The 22,796-nt window shown below is 55.0% G+C and carries 21 protein-coding genes, 1 tRNA gene, 1 pseudogene and 1 riboswitch; of the genes and pseudogenes, 12 read left to right on the top strand and 11 right to left on the bottom strand.

Features of this window, described 5'->3' with window-relative positions; genetic code table 11:
* The first annotated feature begins 172 nt into the window (after positions 1-172).
* Entirely contained in the window at positions 173-526 is a 354-nt protein-coding gene (locus tag ACF8K2_RS11410) for a hypothetical protein (protein WP_081238043.1), read from the top strand.
* A 648-nt stretch (positions 527-1,174) separates the two neighbouring features.
* Positions 1,175-1,465 carry a hypothetical protein gene (locus ACF8K2_RS11405; protein WP_060494606.1) on the top strand — a complete coding sequence of 97 codons (291 nt, stop codon included), beginning with the start codon at positions 1,175-1,177 and terminating at the stop codon, positions 1,463-1,465.
* Between the two features lie 34 nt (positions 1,466-1,499).
* Here the strand turns inward: ACF8K2_RS11405 and ACF8K2_RS11400 are convergent, their stop codons facing one another.
* Together ACF8K2_RS11400 and ACF8K2_RS11395 are read right to left on the bottom strand one after the other, a co-directional pair.
* Positions 1,500-1,727, bottom strand: coding sequence for a hypothetical protein (locus tag ACF8K2_RS11400; protein ID WP_060494607.1), 228 nt, complete (start codon positions 1,725-1,727; stop codon positions 1,500-1,502).
* A 97-nt stretch (positions 1,728-1,824) separates the two neighbouring features.
* Positions 1,825-2,751 (bottom strand): bestrophin family protein, encoded by a 927-nt coding sequence (locus tag ACF8K2_RS11395; protein ID WP_063425424.1) that lies wholly within the window; start codon positions 2,749-2,751, stop codon positions 1,825-1,827.
* Between the two features lie 791 nt (positions 2,752-3,542).
* Here ACF8K2_RS11395 and ACF8K2_RS11390 point away from each other — a divergent pair.
* Positions 3,543-3,634 (top strand) — tRNA-OTHER (locus ACF8K2_RS11390).
* A gap of 747 nt (positions 3,635-4,381) precedes the next feature.
* On the opposite strand, the gene ACF8K2_RS11385 is transcribed toward ACF8K2_RS11390, so the two are convergent.
* From ACF8K2_RS11385 to ACF8K2_RS11360, 6 genes are all read right to left on the bottom strand, one after another.
* Positions 4,382-4,723 (bottom strand): hypothetical protein, encoded by a 342-nt coding sequence (locus ACF8K2_RS11385; RefSeq protein WP_392464890.1) that lies wholly within the window; start codon positions 4,721-4,723, stop codon positions 4,382-4,384.
* The gene (locus tag ACF8K2_RS11380) at positions 4,720-5,121 is read right to left on the bottom strand and encodes a hypothetical protein (RefSeq protein WP_392464889.1); all 402 of its coding nucleotides are present in this window, start codon (positions 5,119-5,121) and stop codon (positions 4,720-4,722) included. Before ACF8K2_RS11380 ends, ACF8K2_RS11385 begins: the two co-directional genes overlap by 4 nt.
* A gap of 15 nt (positions 5,122-5,136) precedes the next feature.
* The gene (locus ACF8K2_RS11375; RefSeq protein ID WP_392464888.1) at positions 5,137-5,556 is read right to left on the bottom strand and encodes a hypothetical protein; all 420 of its coding nucleotides are present in this window, start codon (positions 5,554-5,556) and stop codon (positions 5,137-5,139) included.
* Positions 5,553-6,881: a voltage-gated chloride channel family protein gene (locus ACF8K2_RS11370; RefSeq protein ID WP_392464887.1), complete on the bottom strand. Its 1,329-nt coding sequence runs from the start codon at positions 6,879-6,881 to the stop codon at positions 5,553-5,555. Before ACF8K2_RS11370 ends, ACF8K2_RS11375 begins: the two co-directional genes overlap by 4 nt.
* An 80-nt stretch (positions 6,882-6,961) precedes the next feature.
* Positions 6,962-7,034: riboswitch (Fluoride riboswitch) on the bottom strand.
* A 356-nt stretch (positions 7,035-7,390) separates the two neighbouring features.
* Positions 7,391-8,815 (bottom strand): amino acid permease, encoded by a 1,425-nt coding sequence (locus ACF8K2_RS11365; RefSeq protein ID WP_392464886.1) that lies wholly within the window; start codon positions 8,813-8,815, stop codon positions 7,391-7,393.
* A gap of 193 nt (positions 8,816-9,008) precedes the next feature.
* Positions 9,009-9,782 (bottom strand): gamma-glutamyl-gamma-aminobutyrate hydrolase family protein, encoded by a 774-nt coding sequence (locus ACF8K2_RS11360; protein ID WP_392464885.1) that lies wholly within the window; start codon positions 9,780-9,782, stop codon positions 9,009-9,011.
* A gap of 88 nt (positions 9,783-9,870) precedes the next feature.
* On the opposite strand from ACF8K2_RS11360, the gene ACF8K2_RS11355 reads away from it, so the two are divergent.
* The 4 genes and pseudogenes from ACF8K2_RS11355 to ACF8K2_RS11340 all read left to right on the top strand — a co-directional run.
* On the top strand, positions 9,871-10,575 hold the full coding sequence (locus ACF8K2_RS11355) for a FadR/GntR family transcriptional regulator (RefSeq protein WP_392464884.1): 705 nt from the start codon (positions 9,871-9,873) through the stop codon (positions 10,573-10,575).
* 232 nt (positions 10,576-10,807) lie between these two features.
* Positions 10,808-11,050, top strand: coding sequence for a hypothetical protein (locus tag ACF8K2_RS11350; protein WP_392464883.1), 243 nt, complete (start codon positions 10,808-10,810; stop codon positions 11,048-11,050).
* Positions 11,047-11,364: an IS66 family insertion sequence element accessory protein TnpB gene (gene tnpB / locus ACF8K2_RS11345; protein ID WP_392464882.1), complete on the top strand. Its 318-nt coding sequence runs from the start codon at positions 11,047-11,049 to the stop codon at positions 11,362-11,364. Before ACF8K2_RS11350 ends, tnpB begins: the two co-directional genes overlap by 4 nt.
* A gap of 77 nt (positions 11,365-11,441) precedes the next feature.
* Positions 11,442-12,002: pseudogene (locus ACF8K2_RS11340) on the top strand (IS66 family transposase); the annotation flags it as partial.
* 19 nt (positions 12,003-12,021) lie between these two features.
* On the opposite strand, the gene ACF8K2_RS11335 reads toward ACF8K2_RS11340, so the two are convergent.
* Complete coding sequence (locus ACF8K2_RS11335; protein ID WP_392464881.1) at positions 12,022-12,615, bottom strand: TIGR00730 family Rossman fold protein; 594 nt, start codon at positions 12,613-12,615, stop codon at positions 12,022-12,024.
* Positions 12,612-13,202 carry a TetR/AcrR family transcriptional regulator gene (locus ACF8K2_RS11330; RefSeq protein ID WP_392464879.1) on the bottom strand — a complete coding sequence of 197 codons (591 nt, stop codon included), beginning with the start codon at positions 13,200-13,202 and terminating at the stop codon, positions 12,612-12,614. The genes ACF8K2_RS11335 and ACF8K2_RS11330 overlap by 4 nt, the downstream gene beginning before the upstream one ends.
* A gap of 226 nt (positions 13,203-13,428) precedes the next feature.
* Here ACF8K2_RS11330 and ACF8K2_RS11325 point away from each other — a divergent pair, with 226 nt between their 5' ends.
* The 5 genes from ACF8K2_RS11325 to ACF8K2_RS11305 all read left to right on the top strand — a co-directional run bounded on the left by ACF8K2_RS11325 (position 13,429) and on the right by ACF8K2_RS11305 (position 21,040).
* The gene (locus ACF8K2_RS11325) at positions 13,429-14,568 is read left to right on the top strand and encodes an efflux RND transporter periplasmic adaptor subunit (protein WP_392465092.1); all 1,140 of its coding nucleotides are present in this window, start codon (positions 13,429-13,431) and stop codon (positions 14,566-14,568) included.
* 12 nt (positions 14,569-14,580) lie between these two features.
* Positions 14,581-17,709, top strand: coding sequence for an efflux RND transporter permease subunit (locus tag ACF8K2_RS11320; RefSeq protein ID WP_392464877.1), 3,129 nt, complete (start codon positions 14,581-14,583; stop codon positions 17,707-17,709).
* Positions 17,706-19,181: an efflux transporter outer membrane subunit gene (locus tag ACF8K2_RS11315; protein WP_392464876.1), complete on the top strand. Its 1,476-nt coding sequence runs from the start codon at positions 17,706-17,708 to the stop codon at positions 19,179-19,181. The genes ACF8K2_RS11320 and ACF8K2_RS11315 overlap by 4 nt, the downstream gene beginning before the upstream one ends.
* A 14-nt stretch (positions 19,182-19,195) precedes the next feature.
* Positions 19,196-20,035 carry a universal stress protein gene (locus ACF8K2_RS11310; RefSeq protein WP_392464875.1) on the top strand — a complete coding sequence of 280 codons (840 nt, stop codon included), beginning with the start codon at positions 19,196-19,198 and terminating at the stop codon, positions 20,033-20,035.
* Positions 20,036-20,134: 99 nt separating this feature from the next.
* Positions 20,135-21,040: a LysR substrate-binding domain-containing protein gene (locus ACF8K2_RS11305; protein ID WP_392464874.1), complete on the top strand. Its 906-nt coding sequence runs from the start codon at positions 20,135-20,137 to the stop codon at positions 21,038-21,040.
* Between the two features lie 477 nt (positions 21,041-21,517).
* Here the strand turns inward: ACF8K2_RS11305 and ACF8K2_RS11300 are convergent, their stop codons facing one another.
* Entirely contained in the window at positions 21,518-22,762 is a 1,245-nt protein-coding gene (locus ACF8K2_RS11300; RefSeq protein ID WP_392464872.1) for an aspartate aminotransferase family protein, read from the bottom strand.
* Between the last annotated feature and the right edge of the window lie 34 nt (positions 22,763-22,796).

Raw genomic sequence — 22,796 nt, 5'->3', positions numbered from 1 at the left:
GCTTACCTGTCGAAGTGGATGAACCGACGCCCCTTTCTGAGGAAAGGCGTTCAACCGAAGGTCCGGCTTCGACAGGCTGCCACGCCACTCGTCTAGCTGCAGGCACTCTCAAGCATCGCCCGCTTTCCAAGTTTAGGTGCAGGTACCATCTGCCTCTGAACGGAGAAAGGACATGGTCATTGATGAAAATGCTCCCGGTAAGGTATCGCAGCAGGTGATCGGCGATAAACACGGTGATGAAACATCGCAGCGTCGCGGGACAGAAGAGGTTGAGGTCCCGTTGCCGCCTGAGGATGAGTCCCCTGTAGAAGAAGAGATGGATGATGTGGATGCAAACAACTCAGTATCCAGTGAACACCCAAACCCTAGCGGTGCGAGTAGTAGGCGGGATGTGCGCCGGGATAATCAACTAAAGGAAGGGGCTCCCATACCTGATGATCCGCGTATCAACCCCGGTCTGGGCAATGACAAGGAAAGCCAGCGTTCCCCTGGAGTTCCGGCGAGCGACCCTGAATCAGGGGCGTAGCATGCCTGGAAGTTCCGGGAAGCCAACCTCCCCGCTGATTGCGGGCGTGGGACCCTCGCTATGCTGATGCCAGCCATGCAAGGTATTTTTTTGTCGGTCAGGTCGAGGACGACATGCCAAATCAAAACATGGATCAAGCCGAGCAGTTGGTGGCTGAGGTGCTCGCTGCGGCCTGCCTGGCCATCGAAAAGGACGCAGGCTCAGTAAATGATCTAAGTGTCATACGACATTTACTGCGTTGTGCCTTTGAAGCACTTCGCTCTCGGCACATCTCAGTGCACAGTCAAGTGGGAGTGAGGGAGTTTCAGCTTCCGAGCGACAAGGTTGCTATCGCGGATCCGGGCACTGGCTGGAGAGTTGTGATGAGGAAGCGCGGACGGCAAGTCGTGCTGGATCGGGCTCGCCTTCAATCTCACTGTGCATTCATGACCATGGGCCGCTGGTGCAGATCAGCGCTGAGAAGCAATCTTCAAAGGGTCTTTAGAATCCTGGGACATCCTGAATTCCGTTGACGCATTTGGAATGCCTCCCACGTCACATCCCATCACAGTATCTATCCATAATCCGCTCGGCGGGGCTGTCTCTTCTGCTCCGCTGCGCTAAGGTTCAGAAACCCCATATATAAGACTAAAGTCGTAGGAGGGCGGCATGCGGATTCGCGGTGACATTTTCTGGAAATGGGCAGACCCGGCGCTACATCACAGGACGCACTATGAGAGCTTGGATGACGGCACTACGATGGATGTCCAAGTGCGCCTTTCGCGCACAGGTGACACGCAAATGTTCATAGGCGTGTATGCCGGCACCGGTATGCCACTGCACGAAGAAGCCTTCGACACGCGGCCAGGAGAGTCGATGACGCGTGCCTTGGCCTGGGGGGTTGGCCGTGCAAGGTGCCTCGCTGCTGAGCGTCACCAGCCGAAACAACGGATTGCTTAAAACATCGCTGGAAACCGTGGGTTGCAGTTTCCGTTCAGCGATCCACGGCTTGATGCGTCCAGGCGGCATAAGCCGCTTTGAGAGAGTGAGGCAGATGAGGTAAACCGGGTTTCGATTCGCCCGCCACCTTCAACCATTCGCTCAACCATGCGATGACCAGGGGGCGCGTTACAGGGCTAGGTCCCACCTGGCGCTCCAATTCAGCAGCAATCTGATCCAGAGAGACGAGCTCAGCGTCCAGTCGGGCTATCTGATCAGCCATGGTGTTGTCCTCCTAGTCCGGCTGCTTATGTGGCTAGCCGCAGTCTCTGGTTACTATCTTGAGCGAGCTTGCAAACTGTCAAGCCGTTGGCCGTGCCTCACGAGGCAGAACGGTGCCTTTCGGTGGCCAGGCTTGGCGTCAATGACAAGGCCCCACGCTCCCGAGAGTTAAACATCGACTGAAGATTCTTTTCGATATTTCGGCAGAGGTCATCGGTACGAATGCTGTGTTGGCTACGCCCGAATGGTGCTTGCAAGTCGGTGCCGATTCGCTCCATGGCCAGCAACATGCAACCTACCACCGTGGAGACGACCGGTGTGAACCAGCCCAAAGAGGGCACCAGGCTGAGCGGCATGATCACGCAAAAGAGGGTGCTGAATATCCTGGGGAAGTAGGTGTAAGGGTAGGGAAGCGGCGTATTGGCAATCCGCTCCATTCCGCCTTGCCAGTTCGAAATATCGACCAACGTGGACTCAAGGCGGGCTAGGCGGATGCTGTCGAGGCGGCCCTCCTGAAACTCCCTAGCGATGATTTCTGCAGAGCCGCTGAGGATGTCGTTTGGCAAATTGCTTGCTGTGGTGAGCAACTGCAGGTCGTGGTTGGACAGCAGCGGCGTTAAAGCAGAGATGTCCCGTTTTCCTTGCAGATGCATTCGCAAGGCCTGGAGGTAGGCCACGTGACGCTGAATGAGCCTAGCCTTGACTGGATTGGCAAGCTGCTCATCGTCGATCAGCGTCAGTACCTGGCGGCCATAGCTTCTCGAGCTGTTGACCATCGAACCCCATAATGTCCGTGCCTCCCACCATCGGTTGTAAGCGCTGGAGTTACGAAAACTGATCAGCACTACCAGGGCTGAGCACAACAGTGACAGGGGCATCAACGGCAGCTCAAACCCATATCCCGCCGCGAGCATCGCATCCAGGGTGACTGCGACGTCCCACAGCAATAGCCAGAACAGCGCCCAACCAACATACGTGATTGTCCGGGCCAGGCATTTCCATTTGTTCGCCAGTGCAGCTTCCATATCGCATCTCTCCTCATCAACTGGGCGCTGGGGCTTATTGCCTGATCAAGGAGATTACGGCGCGATCCTTAACAGGAACTTAATGCCTATCCGCACTTACACGCCGGAAATACGCGAGGCATCTGTAATGTCAGGGAGTAGAAGGGTGGTATTGCAGCCCGGCCGAAGCCGGGCCTTTCAGCTCAACGCCGGTCATCAGAAAGTGGCGTCGGTTCATCCGCTTCGGGAGGCAACCGTTCTTGGTCCTCCCAATCCTCTGGGCTATCCATGCCTGGCTTCCTTAGCGGATCGTACTTCTTAGGGTCATCGGGGTTCAGGGTAGGATTATTTACATCAGGACCAGGCATCGATGGATCTGAGACTTGCGGTTGATCTTGAAAATTCGAGTCAATAGACATAGCGACCTCTCCGATAGAGTCCAGTTTTTCCGGGCCGTACGCTTTGGAAACTACCTAATTCATCGAGGTGCGCTCGAGCAGATGAATGGGCAACAAAATGCCCCACTCAAGGGGCGGACCCAACACCTCGGGGAAGAATGATCGGGTGATTGCGACGGCTATCAGTGTTGAGCGTCAGCTCTGGGCCGACGGCTGCTTTCCACGAAAGATATCTCAGAGTCGGTAGCGGACCCTCATGAGCGACCTGATATCTCCAGGTGCTAGCACGGGACCGTCGAAAGGTACTTCAAATTACGGTGGGGGCAGTGCTGCGGCGCGAAGCTTGGTGGGGGGCGTCTACCGCTAGATGTTGTGTTGCCGGAAATTTTTAGGCCACCTTGTCCGCATTGATACGGGGACGGCGATCAGCGTAAGTGGCCTCCTGCCCGTTCTCTCCTTGCATGGGGTGCAAGGGGTCGAGTGTTCGAATCACTCCGTCCCGACCAAAAAACTCCAAAAAATCCAGTCACTTAGCGGTGACTGAATTTTTTTATGCCTGTCTGCTTTATCTTGGTTAGCGATTTTGCCCCACTTTTTGCCCCACCGAATTTTCAGCTGCCCACTGTCCATGAATGTTGAATCGGACGATCCCTGGCACTACATCCACTCATGCAGAAGGCGAGTAGCTTAGAGGGGGATGAGATGGTGCGAATCCCTACGCTTCCGCCACTAATTCTCATTAAAGCCCTGATTTATCAGGGTTTTTTTGTGTCCGCTCGGTTCTAGCCCATACCATAGCCCATGCTTTGGGCGCTGGCTTTCAGTGAGCATCGTTGGAAATTTTCGCTGAACGGTCGTCACCTCTAACCTGCAGTGTCTTGATGCGACGTGCCGGCTCGTTGAACTCATTATGCTCACAGGCCAGCCGGGCCTGATGGGGTAAGGTTTTCGTTAACAGGTTGCAAGCTGATCGCCGTCACGCAACGACCTGTCATCTTTTCTCCGGCAAGGTCGACCAAAAGCTGCCATTGATTTAGGCAGTATCCGGCCAATTGCTGCCCTTCCTCATTGCCGCAATTTGCCTGAGCAGGCTATTCCTCAGCCTGCATTATCTCAGCGATGTGATCTGCGAATTCTTAGTCGGCTCATGCTGGTTACTAATTGGCGTGGCATTTGCGCAGTGGCAGTTCCCGGCCAATGGCGACGTGTTTGTCGGCGCGTCGCATTGGCGAGAACATTGAGGTCTTTCGGGGTCACTCCGCTCGAAGCAGCATGAACAAATAAACTGCCGCAATGGCGATAGCGGGCACCAGAAATGTCCCTACGATGAGTTCGGGCACTTCGCCCGCCAGTGGTCCGAAATGCCCCTCATGGCCGAACTGAAATAGCTCTGACATTTGTGTGGAAGCCGTCATGATGCTCAGACAGTAGGCGGTCAGAGCACGAAACTTCTCCTTCAGGCTGGCAGCGTGATGAAAGATCGTGGCAGCAACCACCATGCTTGCCACGAACAACAGTGCGAAGTCAGACAAGGCGTCTGTGAGAAACCGTCCCAACAGCAGGCCCAGTACCACGCTGGTCATCAGCAATTTCATGAGGTGACTCTCCCGTTCGAAGTGCTTCGTCGGGCTGAAGTTTGCGTCGCTTCAGGCATGACTATGTGTCTCAAAATATCTGTTCCCTTCGTTGAATGGGGGGAGCCGGTGCGAGCTTGATCATCAGCGTCGTTGGGCACGCAGTTGATGGCGGGGATGCAGGCAATGGCGGTGGCAGGAACCTCGGCTTTACAGGTCGCTTCATTCAATTCCCGTGACGCCAGCACCGCACCTTCCACTTCGGTAATGCTGTACCACCCTTCACTGGAGACCCGCTGACTGGCAGAGATCGCGGCGAGCAACAAAGACCACCACAGCAGCTGGATCAACAGCTGCCTGTTTGCCTCAAACCAGTCATGAGAGGTCGACGTTGGGCGAGCGTTATAGATTCGATACATGCTGCCGGGCTCCAGTCAGAGGGTGTTGTGACGGTTGCTTACGCCTTCAACTGGAAGGTCTGCGTTAGGGGTGGAGCCGTCCGTGATTGGCAGCTCGCACAGCATCAGTACTGCGCGGACTTTGCGCAGCTCTTCAGCGTGATCGCTCAGGAAGGCACGTAACCGATCCTCGGAATCCAACAGCTCCAGATACTGGGGATGACGCATTCCGCCTAGCTCAGGGTGATGATGGGAAAGGCGCTGACCGGGCAAATAACCTGCGGGCACGGTGCGGAGAATCACCTGCTCGATCTTCGCCGCAGCGGCCACTCTCAACAGGTGTTGAGCGAGCGCAGGAGGACTGAGTCGGTGCCAGAATCGGGTCACACGAGCACGGCTCGCACTTGGAAAATACAGCTGCAATATGGTCAGGCGATTCGGTTTAGACTCATTCATTTCTGCTTGTCCTCGACGACCGGTTTTGGTGTGCTCACGGCGTTGGGTTGCGCGTGAAAGGTCTTGATCTCCGAAAGGCGGATATCGGCGGGCAGGGCATGGCGATGCTTGCTGTGGCCAACGCGCTGGGCGTGATAGATCCCGGTATGGCCAGACACCAGATAGCTGGCGATGCAGGCAATCGCGGCGAGTGGGGCAATCTCGGGGCCGAACAATTCCATGGCCATGACAATGGTTGCCAGCGGGGTGTTGGCGGCGCCAGCAAAGACTGCGACGAAGCCGATGCCGGCGAGCATCGAGAACGGTAGGTGCAGCAGCGGCGCAAGAGCATTGCCCAAAGTCGCGCCGATGTAGAACAGCGGCGTGACCTCTCCACCTTTGAATCCTGTGCCGAGTGAGGCGACAGTAAACGCAAGCTTGCCGAACCAGTCCCAGGGCGCCACCGGCGCTGCGAAGGACTGAACGATGCTCGGGATGCCCAGACCGATGTACTGGTAGGCGTCCAGCGCCCACACCGCTGTTGCCACCACGATCCCGCCCAGCACTGGGCGCAAGGGCGAGTAGGGAATCAGCCTTTTTACCCACGCGCCAAGGGTGTGGGTGGTGGTGGCGAACAGCAGCCCCGCGAACCCGAACACGATGCCCGCGACGACAACCGCCATCACGGTCCAGAACTGCACGGGCGCGATTTCGCCGATGACGTAGTGGGTGTGCACGACTCCCCAGATCAGTCCGACCTGATCGGCAACGATGGCGGCGACCATGCACGGGAACAGCGCGTCGTAGCGCATGCGGCCAATGGCGAGCACTTCAAGGCCGAACAATGCTCCGGCCAGCGGCGTGCCGAAAACCGACGCGAAACCTGCGCTAATGCCCGCCATGAGCATGATTCGGCGATCTTCGCAGCGTAGGCGGAACAGGTGGGTTATCTGATCGGCCAGTGCACCCCCCATTTGCACGGCGGTGCCTTCGCGTCCGACCGATGCGCCAAACAGATGCGAGATCAGCGTACCCGCGAGCACCAGCGGCACCATGCGCAGCGGCACGGTTTTCTTCGGATCGTGAATCTCGTCGATCAGCAGGTTGTTGCCCGCGTCCACGGGCTTGCCGATCAGGTAGTAAACCAGCCCCACAGCAAAGCCTGCCAGGGGCAACAGCCAGATGCCCCAGCGGTGGGTTTCACGCCATTGGGTCGCGTGATCGAGAGAGAACAGAAACAGCGCAGAAGCCGATCCCGCCAGAAGCGCTACGGCGCTGGCAAGCACCAGCCATTTGCCGATGTAGGGAAGCAGGTCGAGTTGTTCAGGTTTTCTGAGTTTTAACATGGGGTCAGCCACACAAAGGAAAGTGAGCCTGACCAAAAGGGGATTTCGAGCGCGAACGCCTACAGCCCTGTCTTGATCAGGTGTCTGTAGGCATCATCAGCTGCTACTGGCGCAGCGGTTGGTAAGTGGAGGAATGCCATCTCCGGCGCTCGATCATAGAGACCTCGCCCTGAGATGTAAAATTTGGTTACGGCGGCAGTGGCAGCGGCCTTAAAAATCCTGATGGACGGCAGAAAGGTCGAGTTGCACGTCACATACAAATTGGAGTGTCTGCTTCTGGCCGATTGCAGCCCTAGGCGAATGTCCGCAATGGGTCGAAAGCGCCCCGTCGCGACTGACCGCAATCGACCCGTGGTTGCCGTTGGACTCACCAACATCTTTTGTGGGAGCGGGGTTGCCCGTAAAGCCGGCACCGAGGTGGATGGCACCGGCTGTGGGGCAGGTGGCTGCGTGTCTATATCAACAGGTGATGCCGCCCGCCGGAATGTATCGACCGTCAAGTCCAAAAACTACGGTGCTAATATCTGTTCAGCACTCGAAATGTTTTTCTTGACCTTGACCTGATAAGCAACGGCCAGGCAGAAAATCCAGAGAGGCATTAGGAATACGGCGGTACGGGTATCGTTGTCCAAAATAAGTAGACCCACAACAAAGAGGATGAAGCCTAGCATGGCAACTGCGGTTGGAACGCCTCCGGGCAGCCTGAAGGTGGATGCTCTATTAGCTTCAGGGTTCTTGGCTCTGTAAGCGAGATAGGACAGCAGAATCATCGACCATACGAATAAACCACCCACTGCGGCAACAGTAGACACCATGATGAAGATTGTCATTATCTCTGAAATGAAGAACAGAAGTGTGACGCCAATGATAATGGTGAGCCCTGTGAAAAGAATCGCATTGCCCGGCACACCGAATTTAGTCGTATAGCCTAGTGCGGCTGGAGCTCTTCTGTTGTGGGCAAGACTGAACAGCATTCGGCCTGCTGAATAAATACCGCTATTCGCGGAGGATGCAGCCGAGGTAAGCACTACGAAATTGATGATGCCGGCGGCGGCTGGAAGCCCTGCGAAGAGGAATAGCTCGACAAATGGGCTTCGGTTGGACGGGACGTGCGCCCACGAAATAACACTGATGATGCCTGCAAGCGATAGCACATAGAAAAGTAGAATTCGAAAGGGAATCGTATTAATTGCCTTCTTGATCGTCGTTTCAGGGTTCTTCGCTTCTGCAGCGGTCGTGCCGATTAGTTCAGTGCCATTGAACGAGAAAATAGCAATTTGAAATCCGGCAAAGAATCCCATCACGCCGTGTGGCAAAATGGAGCCGGGTTCAATCAAATTAGAGATGGAAGCTGTTACGCCGTTGGGGGACACGGCAGCATTCATTACCAGGACGACACTCGTAATTATAAGGGCTACAATGGCAAGGATCTTGATTATGCCAAGCCAAAATTCAACTTCACCAAAGACTTTGACCGCTAAAAGATTCAGTGCTATCAATATGCTTGCTGTTATGAGGCCTGGTGCCCAAGATGGCGCGCTGGGATACCAATACTGGAAGAACCCAGTGACCATTACCATGTCGGCGACTGCGGCTACGCACCAGCACAACCAATAGGTCCAGGCCAGTATGAAACCGGCTTGTTGGCCAAGGTACTCGGTCACGAAATCCGCAAATGAATTGAATTTCAAGTTGGACAGTAAAATTTCCCCCATCGCGCGCATCACGAAATAAATGAATGCACCGATGATTGCATACACTAGGAGAATGGAGGTTCCTGAAAGTGATATCGCCTTGCCTGCCCCCATGAACAGTCCTGTCCCAATTGCACCGCTAATCGAAATTAGTTGGATGTGTCGGTTTTCCAGCTTTCTTTTTAAGGTGAAATCGTGAGGGCTGACATCTGAAACACACGCGTCAACTTCAGTTTTCATAATAACCTCTTCTTGTTGTAGGGTTGAGCATCACAATGCTCGCCTTCTTTGCATGAGCGCACGACGGGTAGTGGTAGAGTCGCGCCGCTAGATATCAAGGTTCGATAACTGGAAACAGTGCCGTTCGTTTGCGGAGATGAACTATCGGCTGGCCAAAATGATTGGTTTTTTAGTATCCCGCCCGCCTAGATTTTTACAGGGATAATTGGCGCGTTTGTATTGATGCTGCTGCGCCTATAAACGCATCTAGTAGTTTGTCGAAATCTTGTGCAGGCGCGAGAGCGTCTTCTGGGTGCCATTGCACTCCGACAATCCAGCGTTGGTGGGTCGCTTCGATTGCTTCGATAATCTGATCTTCTGCTCTAGCTGCCACAGCAAGGCCATCACCTAGCTTTGATACTGCTTGATGATGTGCAGACCGAATGGTGAGGTTGGATGTGTCATAGATTGAGTGCAGGCGACTGCCTGCCGCCAGCAAAACTGGATGAGAGACCATCAATGAGTTATCAGCGTTTCCGTTATGACATCCAGGACCAATTTCCTGAATAAGCTCCCCACCGAACGCTATGTTGATTAGCTGCATTCCTCGACAGATTCCAAGAATTGGGAGATCATCAATGGCTCCTTGGCGAATCAGACCTAATTCGAAATGATCAGCTGCAGGGTTGATTGCATACATTGTGTCCGCAACTTGGGCCTGACCATAGCATGCAGGGTCCGCATCTCCTCCGCCGAGCACTAGCAGTCCATCTACCTCTGACAACAATTCATCTGGCACACAGTTTGGTGAGGAGGCCTCGACAAATAGGCAGGCGGCTCCAGCGCGTTCTAACGCTGTGAACACGCCATCGGAAAGTTCCTTCAGCTTACCTTTGAGCCAATCGCTGGCATCAGGCGGCGTCAGAGAGCCCACCACCAAGATTCTAGGGGTAGGCGCTTGAAGGATTTCGTTGGTTGCGGTCATCATCTGATGCATCATTCCTGGTCATTAGGTGGAAGCACGGCATGGCGCCTTGATTTTCGCTGAATATTATCATCTATAGTATAGAGGTCAAATGAAAATAGCTGTCCCCATTCCTTCATCCATCCGATCGGCCCCGGATCTGGTTGCGATTCGACTGCGTGATGCCATCTCGACTGGTGAGCTGCGCCCTGGAGAGCAGTTGCCGCCGGAGGTCGATCTTGCTCGAGGATTCGGTATCGCGCTGATGACGGTGCGGATTGCGCTAAACGCGCTTAAGGACATGGGTCTTCTGGTGACTGTCCGAGGCCGTAATGGAGGGACCTTTGTCGCTATGGATGTCGGCGAGCGCATAGCTGAAGCTGCCAGAAAATCCCCACTCTCAAAGGCCGAGATCAGAGACCTGACCGACTGGCGTCGAGCGGTTTCCGGAGAAGCATGTTATCTCGCCGCCATGCGCGCTACTGCCCAAGAGCGGAGCGCGATTAGGGCAGCATCGGAAAATTTTGACAGCTTAGGAAATACGTTTCCCGATGTCCGATTTGCAGATGCCAAATATCACACGCTGATTGCTGAAGCGTCCAAATCGCCGAGGCTCATTAGTACCGAAATTGAGATTCAGCGAGTACTCACCGAGATAATCTTGGCTATTGATAAGCCACTTAAGTCCAAAGAAATTGCAGGCTATAGCCATGACGACATCACGTTGGCCATCTTGGCTGGTGATCAGGATCGGGCTCGTCAAGCGATGTTGAATCATGCTGAGGCCACGTTTACCTGGGTCACTATGCTTTTGTGAGCTCATTTTGTCGGTCGATTGATAGCTGACGGCTCGCACATGTTGCCGTCTGCGATCAATTCCTTACACCAACAGGGAGGATTCTGGTCACAACGTAAGCGTCCGGCGAACTCACCGTCCGAAATTCAGCGATAAGGGCGATGGTGTCCACGATGTAAGCAGACGCGATCGCGCTTATCTGAAATCGTCCAAGGCCAAGGTCGTTTAGGAATGCCTGCAACCTAGAGCAACCGTGTCCGGTGTCACCATCAGCGACGGCATTGATGCCAACGTCATTCGCAATTGGATGCCGCTTTACCGAGATCAGCCACCAGCAGCGTTACCAGCTTTCGTACCGCTAAGAGCGACCGCCAAGCCCCCAGCTGACGGCGCAGTAACCATCGAACTACCTTTCGGTGAGCAAGTCGTGACCTTGAAATTGCCCACTTCTGATCCTGAAGGTTGCGTCCGTTTCGTTCGTGAGCTGCTCCAGTGATCCGCATCAAGGCGATCTGGCTCGCCATCGAGCCGATGATGTACATGCGTGCCGGCACAGAGAAGGCATTGATCCGAATGATCGCAGTGTTTGGTGCGGCGAAGCCGTACTGCGCTTACCTGTTCGCCAACCGCCGGGCTAACCGAAGGAGAGTGCGTGTGCATGACGGCGTGGGCGCCTGGCTTGTCGCACGGAGGCTGAATCAAGGCAAATTTCATTGGCCCGGCATTCGCTATGGCGGCGAGGTCGAGCTCGACAGCGAACAGCTCCAGGCGTTGGTCTGCCATGGCAGCGCGTCGGCGCAGGTGGTGTGATCAGCATGCTGTAACCGTCGACCATTTGGCCGTTCTACTTGTCGTCCTCCCGCGTCTGCTCTGGCACAATCGGCGGCATTACGTCCTCGCCCAATCTCGACCAGATGACCTTGGAACAGCTTAGTGCCTTGGCGGCACAGGCGTTGCCGTTGCAGTCCGGGTTGAGGCTATGAGCAGGAAAATCCAGAATAAAGCTTCATCGAACAGCTCACGCACGAAATCGCCTTTCGCAAACGACACGAGTTCGTCAAGCGCAGCGAACAGATCAGTCCGGCGCCAGGCCGCTTGCTAGATGATCTGTTCAGTACGGATCATGAGGCTACCGAGGCAGAGCTAAATCAGCTCCTTCCACCTTCACCGCAGGCCGAACACGGGAATCGCCCAAGCGTGTGTCATTGTCGCCGCAATTTCCACGCACCGTCATTCGCCACGAGCCCGAAAACCCTCAGTGCTGCTGTGGCTGTCAACTTCAGCGCATCGGCGAAGACTTCAGCGAAAAGCTGGATGACACGCCGGGCGTATTTACCGTCGAGCCACATGAACCTGGAAACGGGGCCTGCCGTCAGTGCGAAAAGCTGATCCAAATACCTGTACGGGTCCAAGTACCCGACAAAGATATTCCGACCGCATGCCTGCTAGGGGCTTGGAGTTCCAAGTTCACGAGTTCAACCATTTGGGCGTCGGCGTGGGTGCAGGAAGGGTTAGTCGTGTCAGCAAACTGTCGATTTCCTCGTCGAACACTACCACTTCACTGTGGGTGTTGGTGATGAAGCCCTCGTTTTCCGCGTGCAGTAGGCTTGCCCTGAGGAAGGTGTAGTACTTCTCGATGTTTAGTACGCCGATATGCTTTCTCTGTGCGCCGATCTGAATAAGGCTTGCGACCTCTAGAATCTCCTCGAACGTCCCCAGGCCTCCAGGCAAGGCTATGAATGCATCTGCTGCATCTCGCATAACTCTCTTTCGAGACGCCATATCCGCAACAACCTGATGACTTGTAAGGTTCGGATGTAAATGACCGAGCTGGTAGAACTCCTGATTGATGATCCCAACGACCTCGCCGCCAGCGTCAAGCGCGGCGGTTGCCAATATACTCATCAGCCCTCTGGAGCTACCCCCGCAAATCAGACGAATTTTTCGCGTTGCTAATGCGATTCCCAGTGAGCGAGCCGCATCAGCATATTCATATCGGAAGCCGAGATTAGAGCCGCAAAAGACGGCAATGCTCGTTACAGTTTGCGACGCCAATCTCATTCCTCCTTGAGGATTCTATAAATCACACGCTGGAGCATTTTCATGTCAATTCGCTCGGCGGACTCCGGATTTCTAATCGCGCGTGCTGACAGCCCTTCAAAAAGGGCTGCGATGATTTCGCAGCGGGACTGAACTTCAGGAGTTGGTCCGCCGAAAAGCTCGTGAAAAGACTCGCTAACACTGTCGTCATTTTTGTAGATCAGGGAAGCTACTTTCTGATTGCGGCTAGCCTCTGCCAGGATTTCAATTGCAAGAGCGGCATGACCGGGTGCCATGTACCGTTCAGCGCACTTGGGCACCAATTCAGTAAAGGCCGAAATCGCATCGGAGTGCCCGGCAGCATTCCGCACTTCTTCAAGGAAGTCCCCCAGCTCGCTGTGTTCACGCGCCACTACCCCTTCGATGATGCCTTCCTTGCCACCAAAAAAGTGGTGGATATGTCCCGAACTCATTCCGGCAGCAGCGGAAATTTGAGACATGCTTGTACGGTGAAAACCATCCATTCTCACGCACTCAGCCGCTGCCGCCAAAACCTGTTCCTTCCGACGCACTGCAACCGCGGAGTCGCCGGATTTCTTGATAGTCATTAGAGGTTACTCCTTGAAAAGTACCCATCTCAGCGGCCAGCCAGCGAACATGTGGCTTGCGTGGAGGGGGCGGTTTGAGTGTACACTAATCCTAGGTGGGTCGATCAACCTAGAATTTTGGATGCGGTTGAACCCCTTAACGTGTGCTGAATGCTGCCTGTAGGCCGGCCAGTGCTTTCAAGAAAAAAATAGGTGGGTCGAGCCACCTAAAGTGAAGCGCGAAAACATGATTGATACACACAAATCAGTGGTAGCTGGAATCGCAACGCTAGCTGCCTGTTTGCTGATGGCCTCCTGCAAAGAGAGCGATGCGGCAGTCGTTGCTCAAGCGCCCGTACCGGAAGTCATTGTACTGAGTGTCCGCTCGGAGCCGCTGCGGCTCACAACTATTTTGCCAGGCCGTACACGTGCGAATTTGGTGGCAGAGGTTCGTCCACAGGTAGGTGGCATTCTGCTCAAGAGAGCCTTTCAGGAGGGAGCAGAAGTCAAAGAAGGGCAACTGCTGTATCAGATCGATACCGCTCCTTATCGCGCAGCGCTCACCCGGGCAGAAGCAAGTTTGGACTCTGCGCAATCATTGATGCGGCGCTATGAGTCACTGGTGAAGTCTCATGCGATCAGTCAGCAGCAATATGACGATGCGCGCTCGCAGTACCTGCAAGCGAATGCTGCAGTAGAAAGTGCACGTATTGATCTGGGCTATACACGCATCACCGCTCCTATTTCTGGCCGTATCGGTCGCTCCAAGGTGACACAGGGCGCCCTTGTGACCGCGAATCAGGCCGCGGAGCTGGCAACTGTACAGCAACTCGATCCAATCTATGTCGACATCGTTCAGCCATCGATTGCTCTGCTGCAGCTCAAGGATGATCTGGCAAATGGTCAGCTCAAAAGCGATGGGAAGAACCAGGCAGATATCCGAGTCAAATTGGAGAACGGCCGGGATTACGCGTACACCGGGAAGCTCCAGTTCTCGGAAGTGAGTGTTGACGAAAGCACAGGCTCAGTGACTCTGCGTGCGATCTTCCCTAATCCGCAAGGGGATTTGCTGCCTGGAATGTTCGTGAGGGCGGAACTGGAAGAGGGTGTTCGTCAGCAGGCGTTACTGGTGCCCCAGCGTGCAGTGTCCCGAGATAGCCAGGGCAAGACCAGCGTCTTTGTGGTGGACGCTAACAATGCCGTCAAAGAGCGAGAACTTACGATCGAGCGAGCAGTTGATGGGCAGTGGCTGATCAGCGATGGCTTGAAGGTGGGTACCCGCGTGATTGTCGATGGTATCCAGCACGTGCGCCCAGGCATGAAAGTTAAGCCGATTGAGCTCGGTGCGATCACCAGCGCGGCATCTCCAACTTTCAGCAGCAAATAATCGGCGGATCATATGTCAAAGTTTTTCATCGACCGCCCTGTATTTTCGTGGGTGATCGCAATTGTCGTCATGCTGGCGGGAGCGCTGGCGCTCCTCAAACTGCCAGTTAATCAGTATCCGGATGTAGCACCTCCAGCAATCGGGATTATTGCAAGCTACCCAGGGGCGTCTGCTCAAACGGTCCAGGACACTGTCACTCAAGTCATCGAACAGCAGCTGAATGGACTTGATGGACTTCGTTATATTCGTTCCGAAAGCAACACCGACGGCAGTGTCACAATCGTGGTGACGTTCGAACAGAATGTGAATCCCGATACAGCCCAAGTTCAGGTTCAAAACAAGCTTGCACTTGCGACTCCGATGCTACCGTCGGCGGTCCAGCAAATCGGGCTACGTGTCGTGAAATACAAGCTCAACTTTATGGTTGTTGCCGCGCTGGTTTCTGAAAACGGGCGTCTGGATAACTATGCCCTGGGTGATCTAGTGGTTTCTCAGCTCCAAGACCCTCTGACTCGTACCCCAGGCGTTGGCGATTTCATGGTGCTGGGTGCCCAAAACGCCATGCGTGTCTGGCTCGACCCTATCAAGCTGAATAACTACGGGCTGATGCCGGGGGATGTGATAGATGCGATCCAGGAACAAAACGTTCAGATATCTTCGGGACAACTGGGTGGGCGTCCTAGTACCGGCAAGGTACAGCTCAACGCCACTGTGATTGGGAAGTCATTGCTCAGGACGGCGGACGAATTCAAGGCAATCCTGCTTAAGGTCAACTCAGACGGCTCCCAGGTTACCTTGGCCGACGTGGCCGATGTAGCGCTTGGTGCGGATGATTTTTCCATCAGCGCCATGTCAAATGGAAAACCGAGCGCAGGCATCGCTTTGCGGTTGGTCACGGGCGGCAATACTCTGGACGCTGTAGCTGCCGTGCGGGCGACCTTGGACCGTATCGCGCCAACGCTTCCAACTGGGGTGAAAGTAATCTACCCCTACGACACTGCACCTGTCGTCAGTGAATCGATCAATGGTGTGGTTCATACCTTGATCGAGGCCATCGTGCTGGTGTTCCTGATCATGTACCTGTTCCTGCAGAACTTTCGCGCAACTTTGATTCCTACTCTGGCAGTGCCTGTTGTGCTGCTAGGTACGTTCGGAGTCATGGCGATGTTCGGGTTCACCATCAATATCCTGACGATGTTCGGCCTCGTGCTGGCGATCGGATTGTTGGTGGATGACGCCATCGTGGTCGTCGAGAACGTTGAGCGGATCATGGTGGAGGAGGGGCTTTGTCCACTGGAGGCCACCCGCAAATCCATGGAGCAGATATCCGGCGCCTTGGTGGGGATCGGCTTGGTGTTATCTGCTGTGTTCATCCCCATGGCCTTCTTTGGCGGATCGACGGGGGTCATCTACCGTCAGTTCTCGCTGACTATCGTGACGGCCATGGCATTGTCCGTATTGGTCGCGCTGATCTTCACGCCAACGCTGTGCGCGACGTTGCTCAAACCCATCCATGGGCATCACGAGAAAAAAGGTTTCTTCGGCTGGTTTAACCGTTCCTTCGATCGTAGCGCCAACCGCTACGAAAGAGGAGTCGTGCGGGTTCTCTCCGGGCGCAAACGTTACATGGCGCTTTTCGCGATAATCGTCGCTGGCCTTGCATCGCTCTTTCCACTGATGCCGACGTCTTTTCTCCCTGACGAGGATCAGGGTTTCCTGCTGGCGCAAGTCGAATTGCCTCCCAACAGCACGGCAGACCAGACCGACCAGGTTCTCAAGGAGATGACGTCCTACCTACTGCAAGATGAAAGCGAAATGGTTGATTCGGTGTTTGCCGTGAACGGTTTCAGCTTTTCTGGCAGGGGTCAAAGCTCTGGCATGGCCTTCATCATGCTCAAACCATGGGACGAGCGAAAGGGGACCGCATTCGAGCTACAAGGCCGAGCGATGCAACGATTCAGTCAGATGAAGTCTGCAATCGCGTTAGCGTTCATGCCTCCCGCAATCATGGAGTTGGGCAACGCAACGGGCTTCGACTTCTTCCTGCAGGACTACAGTGGAAAAGGTCACGCTCATCTTATGCAGGCCCGTGCTCAGCTTTTGCAAGAGGCTGCCAAACGTCCCGAATTAGCCTTGGTGCGGCCAAATGGCAAGGGAGACGAGCCGCAGTATCAAGTCCAGATCGATGATCAGAAGGCCAGAGCGTTTGGTGTCACGCTCGCTGATGTGAATACCACAATGAGCGCGGCGTGGGGATCGTCCTACGTTAACGACTTCATCGATCGCGAGCGCGTGAAGCGAGTATACGTGCAAGGCGTGCCCCAATCTCGAATTACGCCTGAAGACTTCGCCAAGTGGTACGTGCGCAACAAGTCTGGAGAGATGGTGTCGTTCGCATCTTTCGCTACCGGCACGTGGACATTCGGTTCACCGAAGCTTGAGCGCTACAACGGCGCGCCGGCGATCGAAATTTTGGGTCAGCCTGCGCCGGGTTACAGTTCCGGCGATGCTATGAAGGCTATCGAAGAGATTGCTGCCAAGCTTCCAGACAGTGTCAGCATCGCCTGGACAGGATTGTCTTATGAGGAGCGTCTCTCCGGTTCCCAGGCATCTTCACTGTATGCACTGTCGATCATTGCGGTATTCCTTTGCCTGGCCGCGCTTTATGAAAGCTGGTCGATCCCGTTCGCCGTGATGCTGGTGGTTCCGCTAGGGGTAATCGGCACCGTCCTGGCAACGTTGGGACGAGGGTTGGACAACGACGCGTTTTTTCAGATCGGACTTCTGACCACCGTCGGGTTGTGCGCTAAAAATGCGATCCTGATCGTGGAGTTCGCCAAAGACTTGTATGAAAAGGGCGGCCGGTCACTCATGGAGGCTGCGGTTGAAGCATCTCGACTTCGCCTACGACCCATTATCATGACCTCGCTGGCGTTCACTATGGGCGTCATTCCCTTGGCGATATCTCACGGTGCCAGCTCGGGCAGCAAGCATGCGATCGGTACAGGCGTCATCGGTGGAATGGCTACCGCGACATTCCTCGCCATTTTCTTCATCCCTCTATTTTACGTTGTCGTGTCCTCGTTATTTGGTCAGAAGACCAAGGACACAGACGCGCGCCATAAGGAGACGAAGGCGTGAAAACCATTCCTTTGGCAAACCCGATTTTCATCGCCGTGCTGGCAGCAGTCATGACCGGCTGCTCAAGCACACTGGCTCCCGTGTACCAACGGCCAGCCTCGCCAGTGACCAATGCTTGGCCAGATGACTCCAGCACGCCGCTCCCCGCGACTTTATCGGGGCAGCCTGCTCAGAAATGGCAGGATATCTTCGCCGATCCGAAGCTATGCGAAGTGATTGACCTTGCGCTTGAGAACAACAGGGATCTACGAATAGCGGTGCTCAACATTGAGAAAGCGCGGTCCCAATACCAGATCCAACGCTCGGAGTTGATGCCCGATATCGGACTCGGGGTATCTGGAAACTCAAGCCGCGTTCCATCTTCGATCTCCAGTACCGGGAGTGGATACACCAGTCATGTGTATGAGGTAGATCTGGGAATCACCTCATGGGAACTGGATCTGTTCGGCCGCATTCGCAGCCTCGAAGATCAGGCCCTACATGAGTACATGGCTACGCAGGCGGCTCAGCGCGCAGCTCGGCTTGGACTTATCGCACAAACCGCTGTTGCCTACATCCAGCTCGCCGCCGATACGGAGCAGCTTAACGTGGCGCGTGAAACTGCCCGTAGCAGACTTGAAGCGTACGACCTGCAGAATCAACTGCAGCAGATTGGAAGTGCGTCAGAGCTCGAACTGCGTCAGGCGCAAGCGGAGCTGGATGCCGCTCGCGATGACGTGTTGGCCTGGGAGAGTGCGGCCGCTACGGATCGTAATGCGCTTGAGCTGGTCGTGGGTACGCCCTTGCCCACGACACTGCAGCCTACCGAGTCACTCGAATCCATGTTGGCGGTTCGGGATCTGCCAGCAGGTTTGCCTTCAGACCTGCTGCGTAGTCGGCCAGACATCCTGGGGGCCGAAGAAGCGCTGATGGCCGCTGAGGCAAACATTGGTGCAGCTCGTGCCGCATTCTTCCCCAGTATCAGTCTGACGGGGGGCTTCGGCAGGGCCAGTGATTCGCTCAATGATCTGTTCAGCGGCGCTAATCGAACCTGGTCCATTTTACCGCAAATCAATGTACCGATTTTCACAGGCGGGCGGCTGAAGGCAGGCCTCGCAGTTTCCAAAGTGGATCGCGACATTGCCGTCGCCACTTATGAGCGTTCCATCCAGTCAGCTTTCAAAGAAGTTGCGGACGCCCTGGCGATTCGCTCACGAATTGATGGTCGTCTCTCTGCACAGCAAGGGCGTGTCGAGGCAGCGAGTCAAGCCTACGCACTGGTCAAACAACGCTATGACAGTGGCGTTGCCAGTTACCTTGAAGTGCTGGATGTGCAACGCACGCTTTATTCGGCTCAGCAAACCTGGATTTCAACGCGCCTGGCAAGGCAGGCGAATCTGATCACCTTGTTCAAAGCACTGGGTGGTGATTGGCAATCGCAAAAAAACAACAATCAGGTGGCGACTACGCCAGAAGATCGTCACACATCGTAAAGCGAGGTTTTTACATGCCGATGCTCAAGGATATTGCCGTTTTTTTCGATAGCAGCGATTTCGGAATGCAAGTCCTGCGGTCAGCCGCTCGGCTGGCCGCCACCCACGAGGCGAAGCTCGTGGGGCTCACGACTCTTGAGCATGCACTGGGCTTTCCTGAGGATTGTTTTGCCCGTGGAGATGCCATTTCAGCGGTCATACGTAACCAGGAAAAGACTCGTATTGAAACGACTAAAACCCTACAGGATTCCTTGAACATCGTTGCAGCGGAATTTGGTTTGATCACCGAACTTCGTTTGATACCCGAATTTGAAACCGACACCGAGATACTCGCCCGTTGTCTTTACTGCGATTTGGTGGTCGTCGGACATCCTCGGCTTCCTGGTGCGCTTCATGGAGTGGCGCTCTCTCAGGTACTGTATGGGATCGGGGTTCCGCTCTTGATCCTGCCTGCAAGCTGGACTGGCCAGGTCATAGGCAGGCGTATCACTGTGACATGGAACGCTAGCCGACAATCCCGTCGCGCCATCGCCGATGCCTTGCCAATATTGAGTGTGGCGGAAAAGGTTCAGCTCTTGATCGTGGACTCCGGTAACAGCTCCAAGCAGTATGGTGGTGATTCGGGTGAGGCACTCTCCGCTTTTCTTGTACGCCACGGTGTAACGGTCGAGCTGCGCAAGGTGTCTGCACGAGGATCTGTTGCAGCCACCATTCTGGCGGATGCAAGGGAAAACAACACCGATCTGATCGTATTTGGCGCATATAGTCGGCCGAGAATTACCGAAGCAATCCTGGACGGCGTGTCTCGCACATTGCTCGCGGATGTCCCGCTTCCATTGCTGACAACTCACTGACCATGGAGACCCAGAGCCATCAATGGCGTGATGCCCTCTTTGCAAATATCGCTCGGGTCCAACCGGCCTTCATGAGCGATACGACTCAAGGGGGCATTCTTGAACCGTCAACATCTTCGAAGCATGGATTTGCAGCTCCTGGTGCTTTTTGAAGCCCTCATTCAGGATTGCAATGTCACTAGGACAGCAGAACGAGTCTGCCTTTCGCAACCCACTGTGAGTGCTAGCCTCGCCCGGCTACGACGCTATTTCGGCGACCCGCTGTTGGTTCGATACGGGCGAAGTATGGTGCCCACGTCGCGGGCCCTGGATATCTTGAGTTATTTAAGCCCTGCGCTCGATACATTGTCTTCAGCCATGGGAAAGTCAGCGCCTTTCAATTCGCTTACCAATGCTAAAACGTACCGTATCGGCATGTCGGATGATGTAGAACTCGCGTTGATGCCCTCGTTGATCCAGGTACTGAGACAGGCAGCTCCAACCATCAAGGTGGTCGTCGTTCCCGTGGATTGTTTTACGGTATCCGAGATGCTCAGCAATGGCACGATCACTATGGCTGTTACGCCACTTCGTAATTTGCCAGCAAACTGCAAGCAACGCTATTTGCGACGCGTTAGCAGCTATGTGTTACGAGCGGGAGCACCTCGTAGCAAGTTGGATATCGGAGAGTTCTGCCGCAGGCCTCATGTTCTAGTGTCGCCACTTTCCGACACAAGAGGTGTTATCGATGATGTTCTAGCTAATCAAGGAATGCAGCGCGATGTGGTGATGACAATCCCAAAGTACAGTCCATTACCCGCGTTGCTCGCCGAAAATCATGAGCTAATCGCTGTGCTTCCAGAGCATGCAGCGCGCGTGCTAGCTCGGTACACAGGTCTGACTTGTGATCCGGTTCCCCTCGTTATCCCTGCGTGCGAACTCTCTATTGCGTGGCCGGTAATCCACGACGCGAATCCCGCCGAAAAATGGCTTCGCAGTGTCGTGATTGCTCATCTGTCCCAATGAGGTCCCCAGAGCGATGACACCGGCTTGCGGCGAAACAGGCATCACGTAAGTCCTCGTTTCCCAAGCTGCGTGTCACGTTGAGAGTGAGTAAGGAATTCGAAGGGGTCGAAGAGATTTTCAGCTACGACGCGAGTACGCTGAGCACACTGCTGGCTGAGTCCGACGCTCGAAATGCGGCGAAGAAAAAGCGATATAAGTACATCGAGTTAGTGTCGATTGTCCCTGTCTGAAATTTCACGGACATCTGTATTGCCTTGATCGACGTAGGTTGCAGTCCGCCTTGTGAACTCGGGCAGAATACAATGCATCAGAGATGCGGGGGCTTTAGCAGGTGATGCGGAGCAGTGGCGTGGACGAGAGTGTCCATCAACGAAGGGCATGAGTTGCAGCCACGTTAATCATCTAAGCATTTGCGGCACTAGACCATAACTCTAGGTGAGGGGCCCGGGAGTAAAGTCTCCCGGGCAAGATGCAGCGTTACTTTGCGTATTCGCCTGCCAGCTTGGCTGCGGCGTACTTGAAGGAAGCCTTCATCTCCTCGATCACTGTTGGAGCGTGTTCGAAGGAGATGTAGAGGCGCCCGTACGGCGACGGCATGATCATCAGACCAGCTTCACGAAGCGCAAGGTGCAGCGATTTGGTGAAAGCTGGGTTAGCAAGCTTCGCGGCTTCTTCGTAATTGCGGGGTTCCTGATCGCCCAACCAGATGCCAAAAACGTTGCCGTAGCCGCTAGTGGTAATCGTGATGCCGACGCCTTTAAAGATCTCCACGATTGAGTCGCGCAGCTCGTTGCCTCTAGCGGTGAGCTCTTTGTAGTCCGCAGCGTCGAGTTTGGCCAGTGTGCTAGTCACGGCTGCGCAAGCCATTGGGTTGCCGCTGAAAGTACCGCCGCGCGCGGCGCGGCCAGCCTCTACCACAGCCATCACCTCGGGTTTGCCGACGACGGCAGACACCGGGACACCGTTGCCGATCGCTTTACCGACCGAGGCCAGATCCGGATCTAGTCCTTCCAGATGAGATGCCAGGCCGGCATGGCGACGGAATCCCATGAGGACTTCATCACTGATGACTAGCGCACCGTATTTGCGCGCCACGTTTTGTACGTGCAGCAGGTAACCAGGCGCGGCCATGATGCAGCCAGCGTTTGCAAGCATCGGCTCCAGGATGACGGCTGCGATGTCGTTGTCCTCCTGGAAGAGGCGTTCAACGTCATCGAAGTCATTGAAGCGCAGCAGGGTAGTACGAGGGGTGCTAGGGCGCTCGCCGTCCTTAAAGGCTGCTTCCTGGGTCGAGACGTTACCGAATGCAACATCATCCAGCCAGCCGTCGAAGCCAGCCGCCATTTTGGCGATCTTGCCTTTGCCGGTGTAGGTACGAGCGATGCGACATGCGAGGTGCACCGCTTCGCTACCGGAGTTGTTGAAGACGACCTTGGTCAGATTCCCGGTGTGAGCAGCCAGCGCAGAAGCTGCACCGTGTTCACGGATGTGTGCCCAGGAAGGAGCAGCAGACCCGGCGAGCGCTTCAGCGACCTCACTATTGATGTCGTCATCAGCGTGACCTACAAGTACGGCACCGAAACCGAGTGCGGTATCAATGTACTTACGGCCTTTGTCGTCCCAAAGGTATGCACCCTTGGCGTGCGAGATGAATAGGGCTTCGCCATTGAGATCAGGCAGAATACGGGCAGCACTGGAAACATCACCGACCAGATTAAACATAACAAACTCCATATCTAATATCTGAGCATTTCGC

This window comes from Pseudomonas sp. xss_2 (assembly GCF_043104195.1).
GTDB lineage: Bacteria > Pseudomonadota > Gammaproteobacteria > Pseudomonadales > Pseudomonadaceae > Aquipseudomonas > Aquipseudomonas urmiensis.
The sequence above is the reverse complement of the archived record's forward strand: the minus strand, read 5'-3'. Positions and strand labels throughout refer to the sequence as shown.

Excerpts from the sequence above, each read along its gene's own strand:
- ACF8K2_RS11380 (WP_392464889.1), bottom strand. The coding sequence starts at position 5,121 with ATGTATCGAATCTATAACGCTCGCCCAACGTCGACCTCTCATGACTGG.
- ACF8K2_RS11400 (WP_060494607.1), bottom strand. The coding sequence starts at position 1,727 with ATGGCTGATCAGATAGCCCGACTGGACGCTGAGCTCGTCTCTCTGGAT.
- ACF8K2_RS11355 (WP_392464884.1), top strand. The coding sequence starts at position 9,871 with ATGAAAATAGCTGTCCCCATTCCTTCATCCATCCGATCGGCCCCGGAT.
- ACF8K2_RS11360 (WP_392464885.1), bottom strand. The coding sequence starts at position 9,782 with ATGATGACCGCAACCAACGAAATCCTTCAAGCGCCTACCCCTAGAATC.
- ACF8K2_RS11410 (WP_081238043.1), top strand. The coding sequence starts at position 173 with ATGGTCATTGATGAAAATGCTCCCGGTAAGGTATCGCAGCAGGTGATC.
- ACF8K2_RS11385 (WP_392464890.1), bottom strand. The coding sequence starts at position 4,723 with ATGAAATTGCTGATGACCAGCGTGGTACTGGGCCTGCTGTTGGGACGG.
- ACF8K2_RS11325 (WP_392465092.1), top strand. The coding sequence starts at position 13,429 with ATGATTGATACACACAAATCAGTGGTAGCTGGAATCGCAACGCTAGCT.
- ACF8K2_RS11365 (WP_392464886.1), bottom strand. The coding sequence starts at position 8,815 with ATGAAAACTGAAGTTGACGCGTGTGTTTCAGATGTCAGCCCTCACGAT.
- ACF8K2_RS11320 (WP_392464877.1), top strand. The coding sequence starts at position 14,581 with ATGTCAAAGTTTTTCATCGACCGCCCTGTATTTTCGTGGGTGATCGCA.
- ACF8K2_RS11335 (WP_392464881.1), bottom strand. The coding sequence starts at position 12,615 with ATGAGATTGGCGTCGCAAACTGTAACGAGCATTGCCGTCTTTTGCGGC.
- ACF8K2_RS11310 (WP_392464875.1), top strand. The coding sequence starts at position 19,196 with ATGCCGATGCTCAAGGATATTGCCGTTTTTTTCGATAGCAGCGATTTC.
- ACF8K2_RS11375 (WP_392464888.1), bottom strand. The coding sequence starts at position 5,556 with ATGAATGAGTCTAAACCGAATCGCCTGACCATATTGCAGCTGTATTTT.
- ACF8K2_RS11395 (WP_063425424.1), bottom strand. The coding sequence starts at position 2,751 with ATGGAAGCTGCACTGGCGAACAAATGGAAATGCCTGGCCCGGACAATC.
- ACF8K2_RS11300 (WP_392464872.1), bottom strand. The coding sequence starts at position 22,762 with ATGTTTAATCTGGTCGGTGATGTTTCCAGTGCTGCCCGTATTCTGCCT.
- ACF8K2_RS11330 (WP_392464879.1), bottom strand. The coding sequence starts at position 13,202 with ATGACTATCAAGAAATCCGGCGACTCCGCGGTTGCAGTGCGTCGGAAG.
- ACF8K2_RS11405 (WP_060494606.1), top strand. The coding sequence starts at position 1,175 with ATGCGGATTCGCGGTGACATTTTCTGGAAATGGGCAGACCCGGCGCTA.
- ACF8K2_RS11370 (WP_392464887.1), bottom strand. The coding sequence starts at position 6,881 with ATGTTAAAACTCAGAAAACCTGAACAACTCGACCTGCTTCCCTACATC.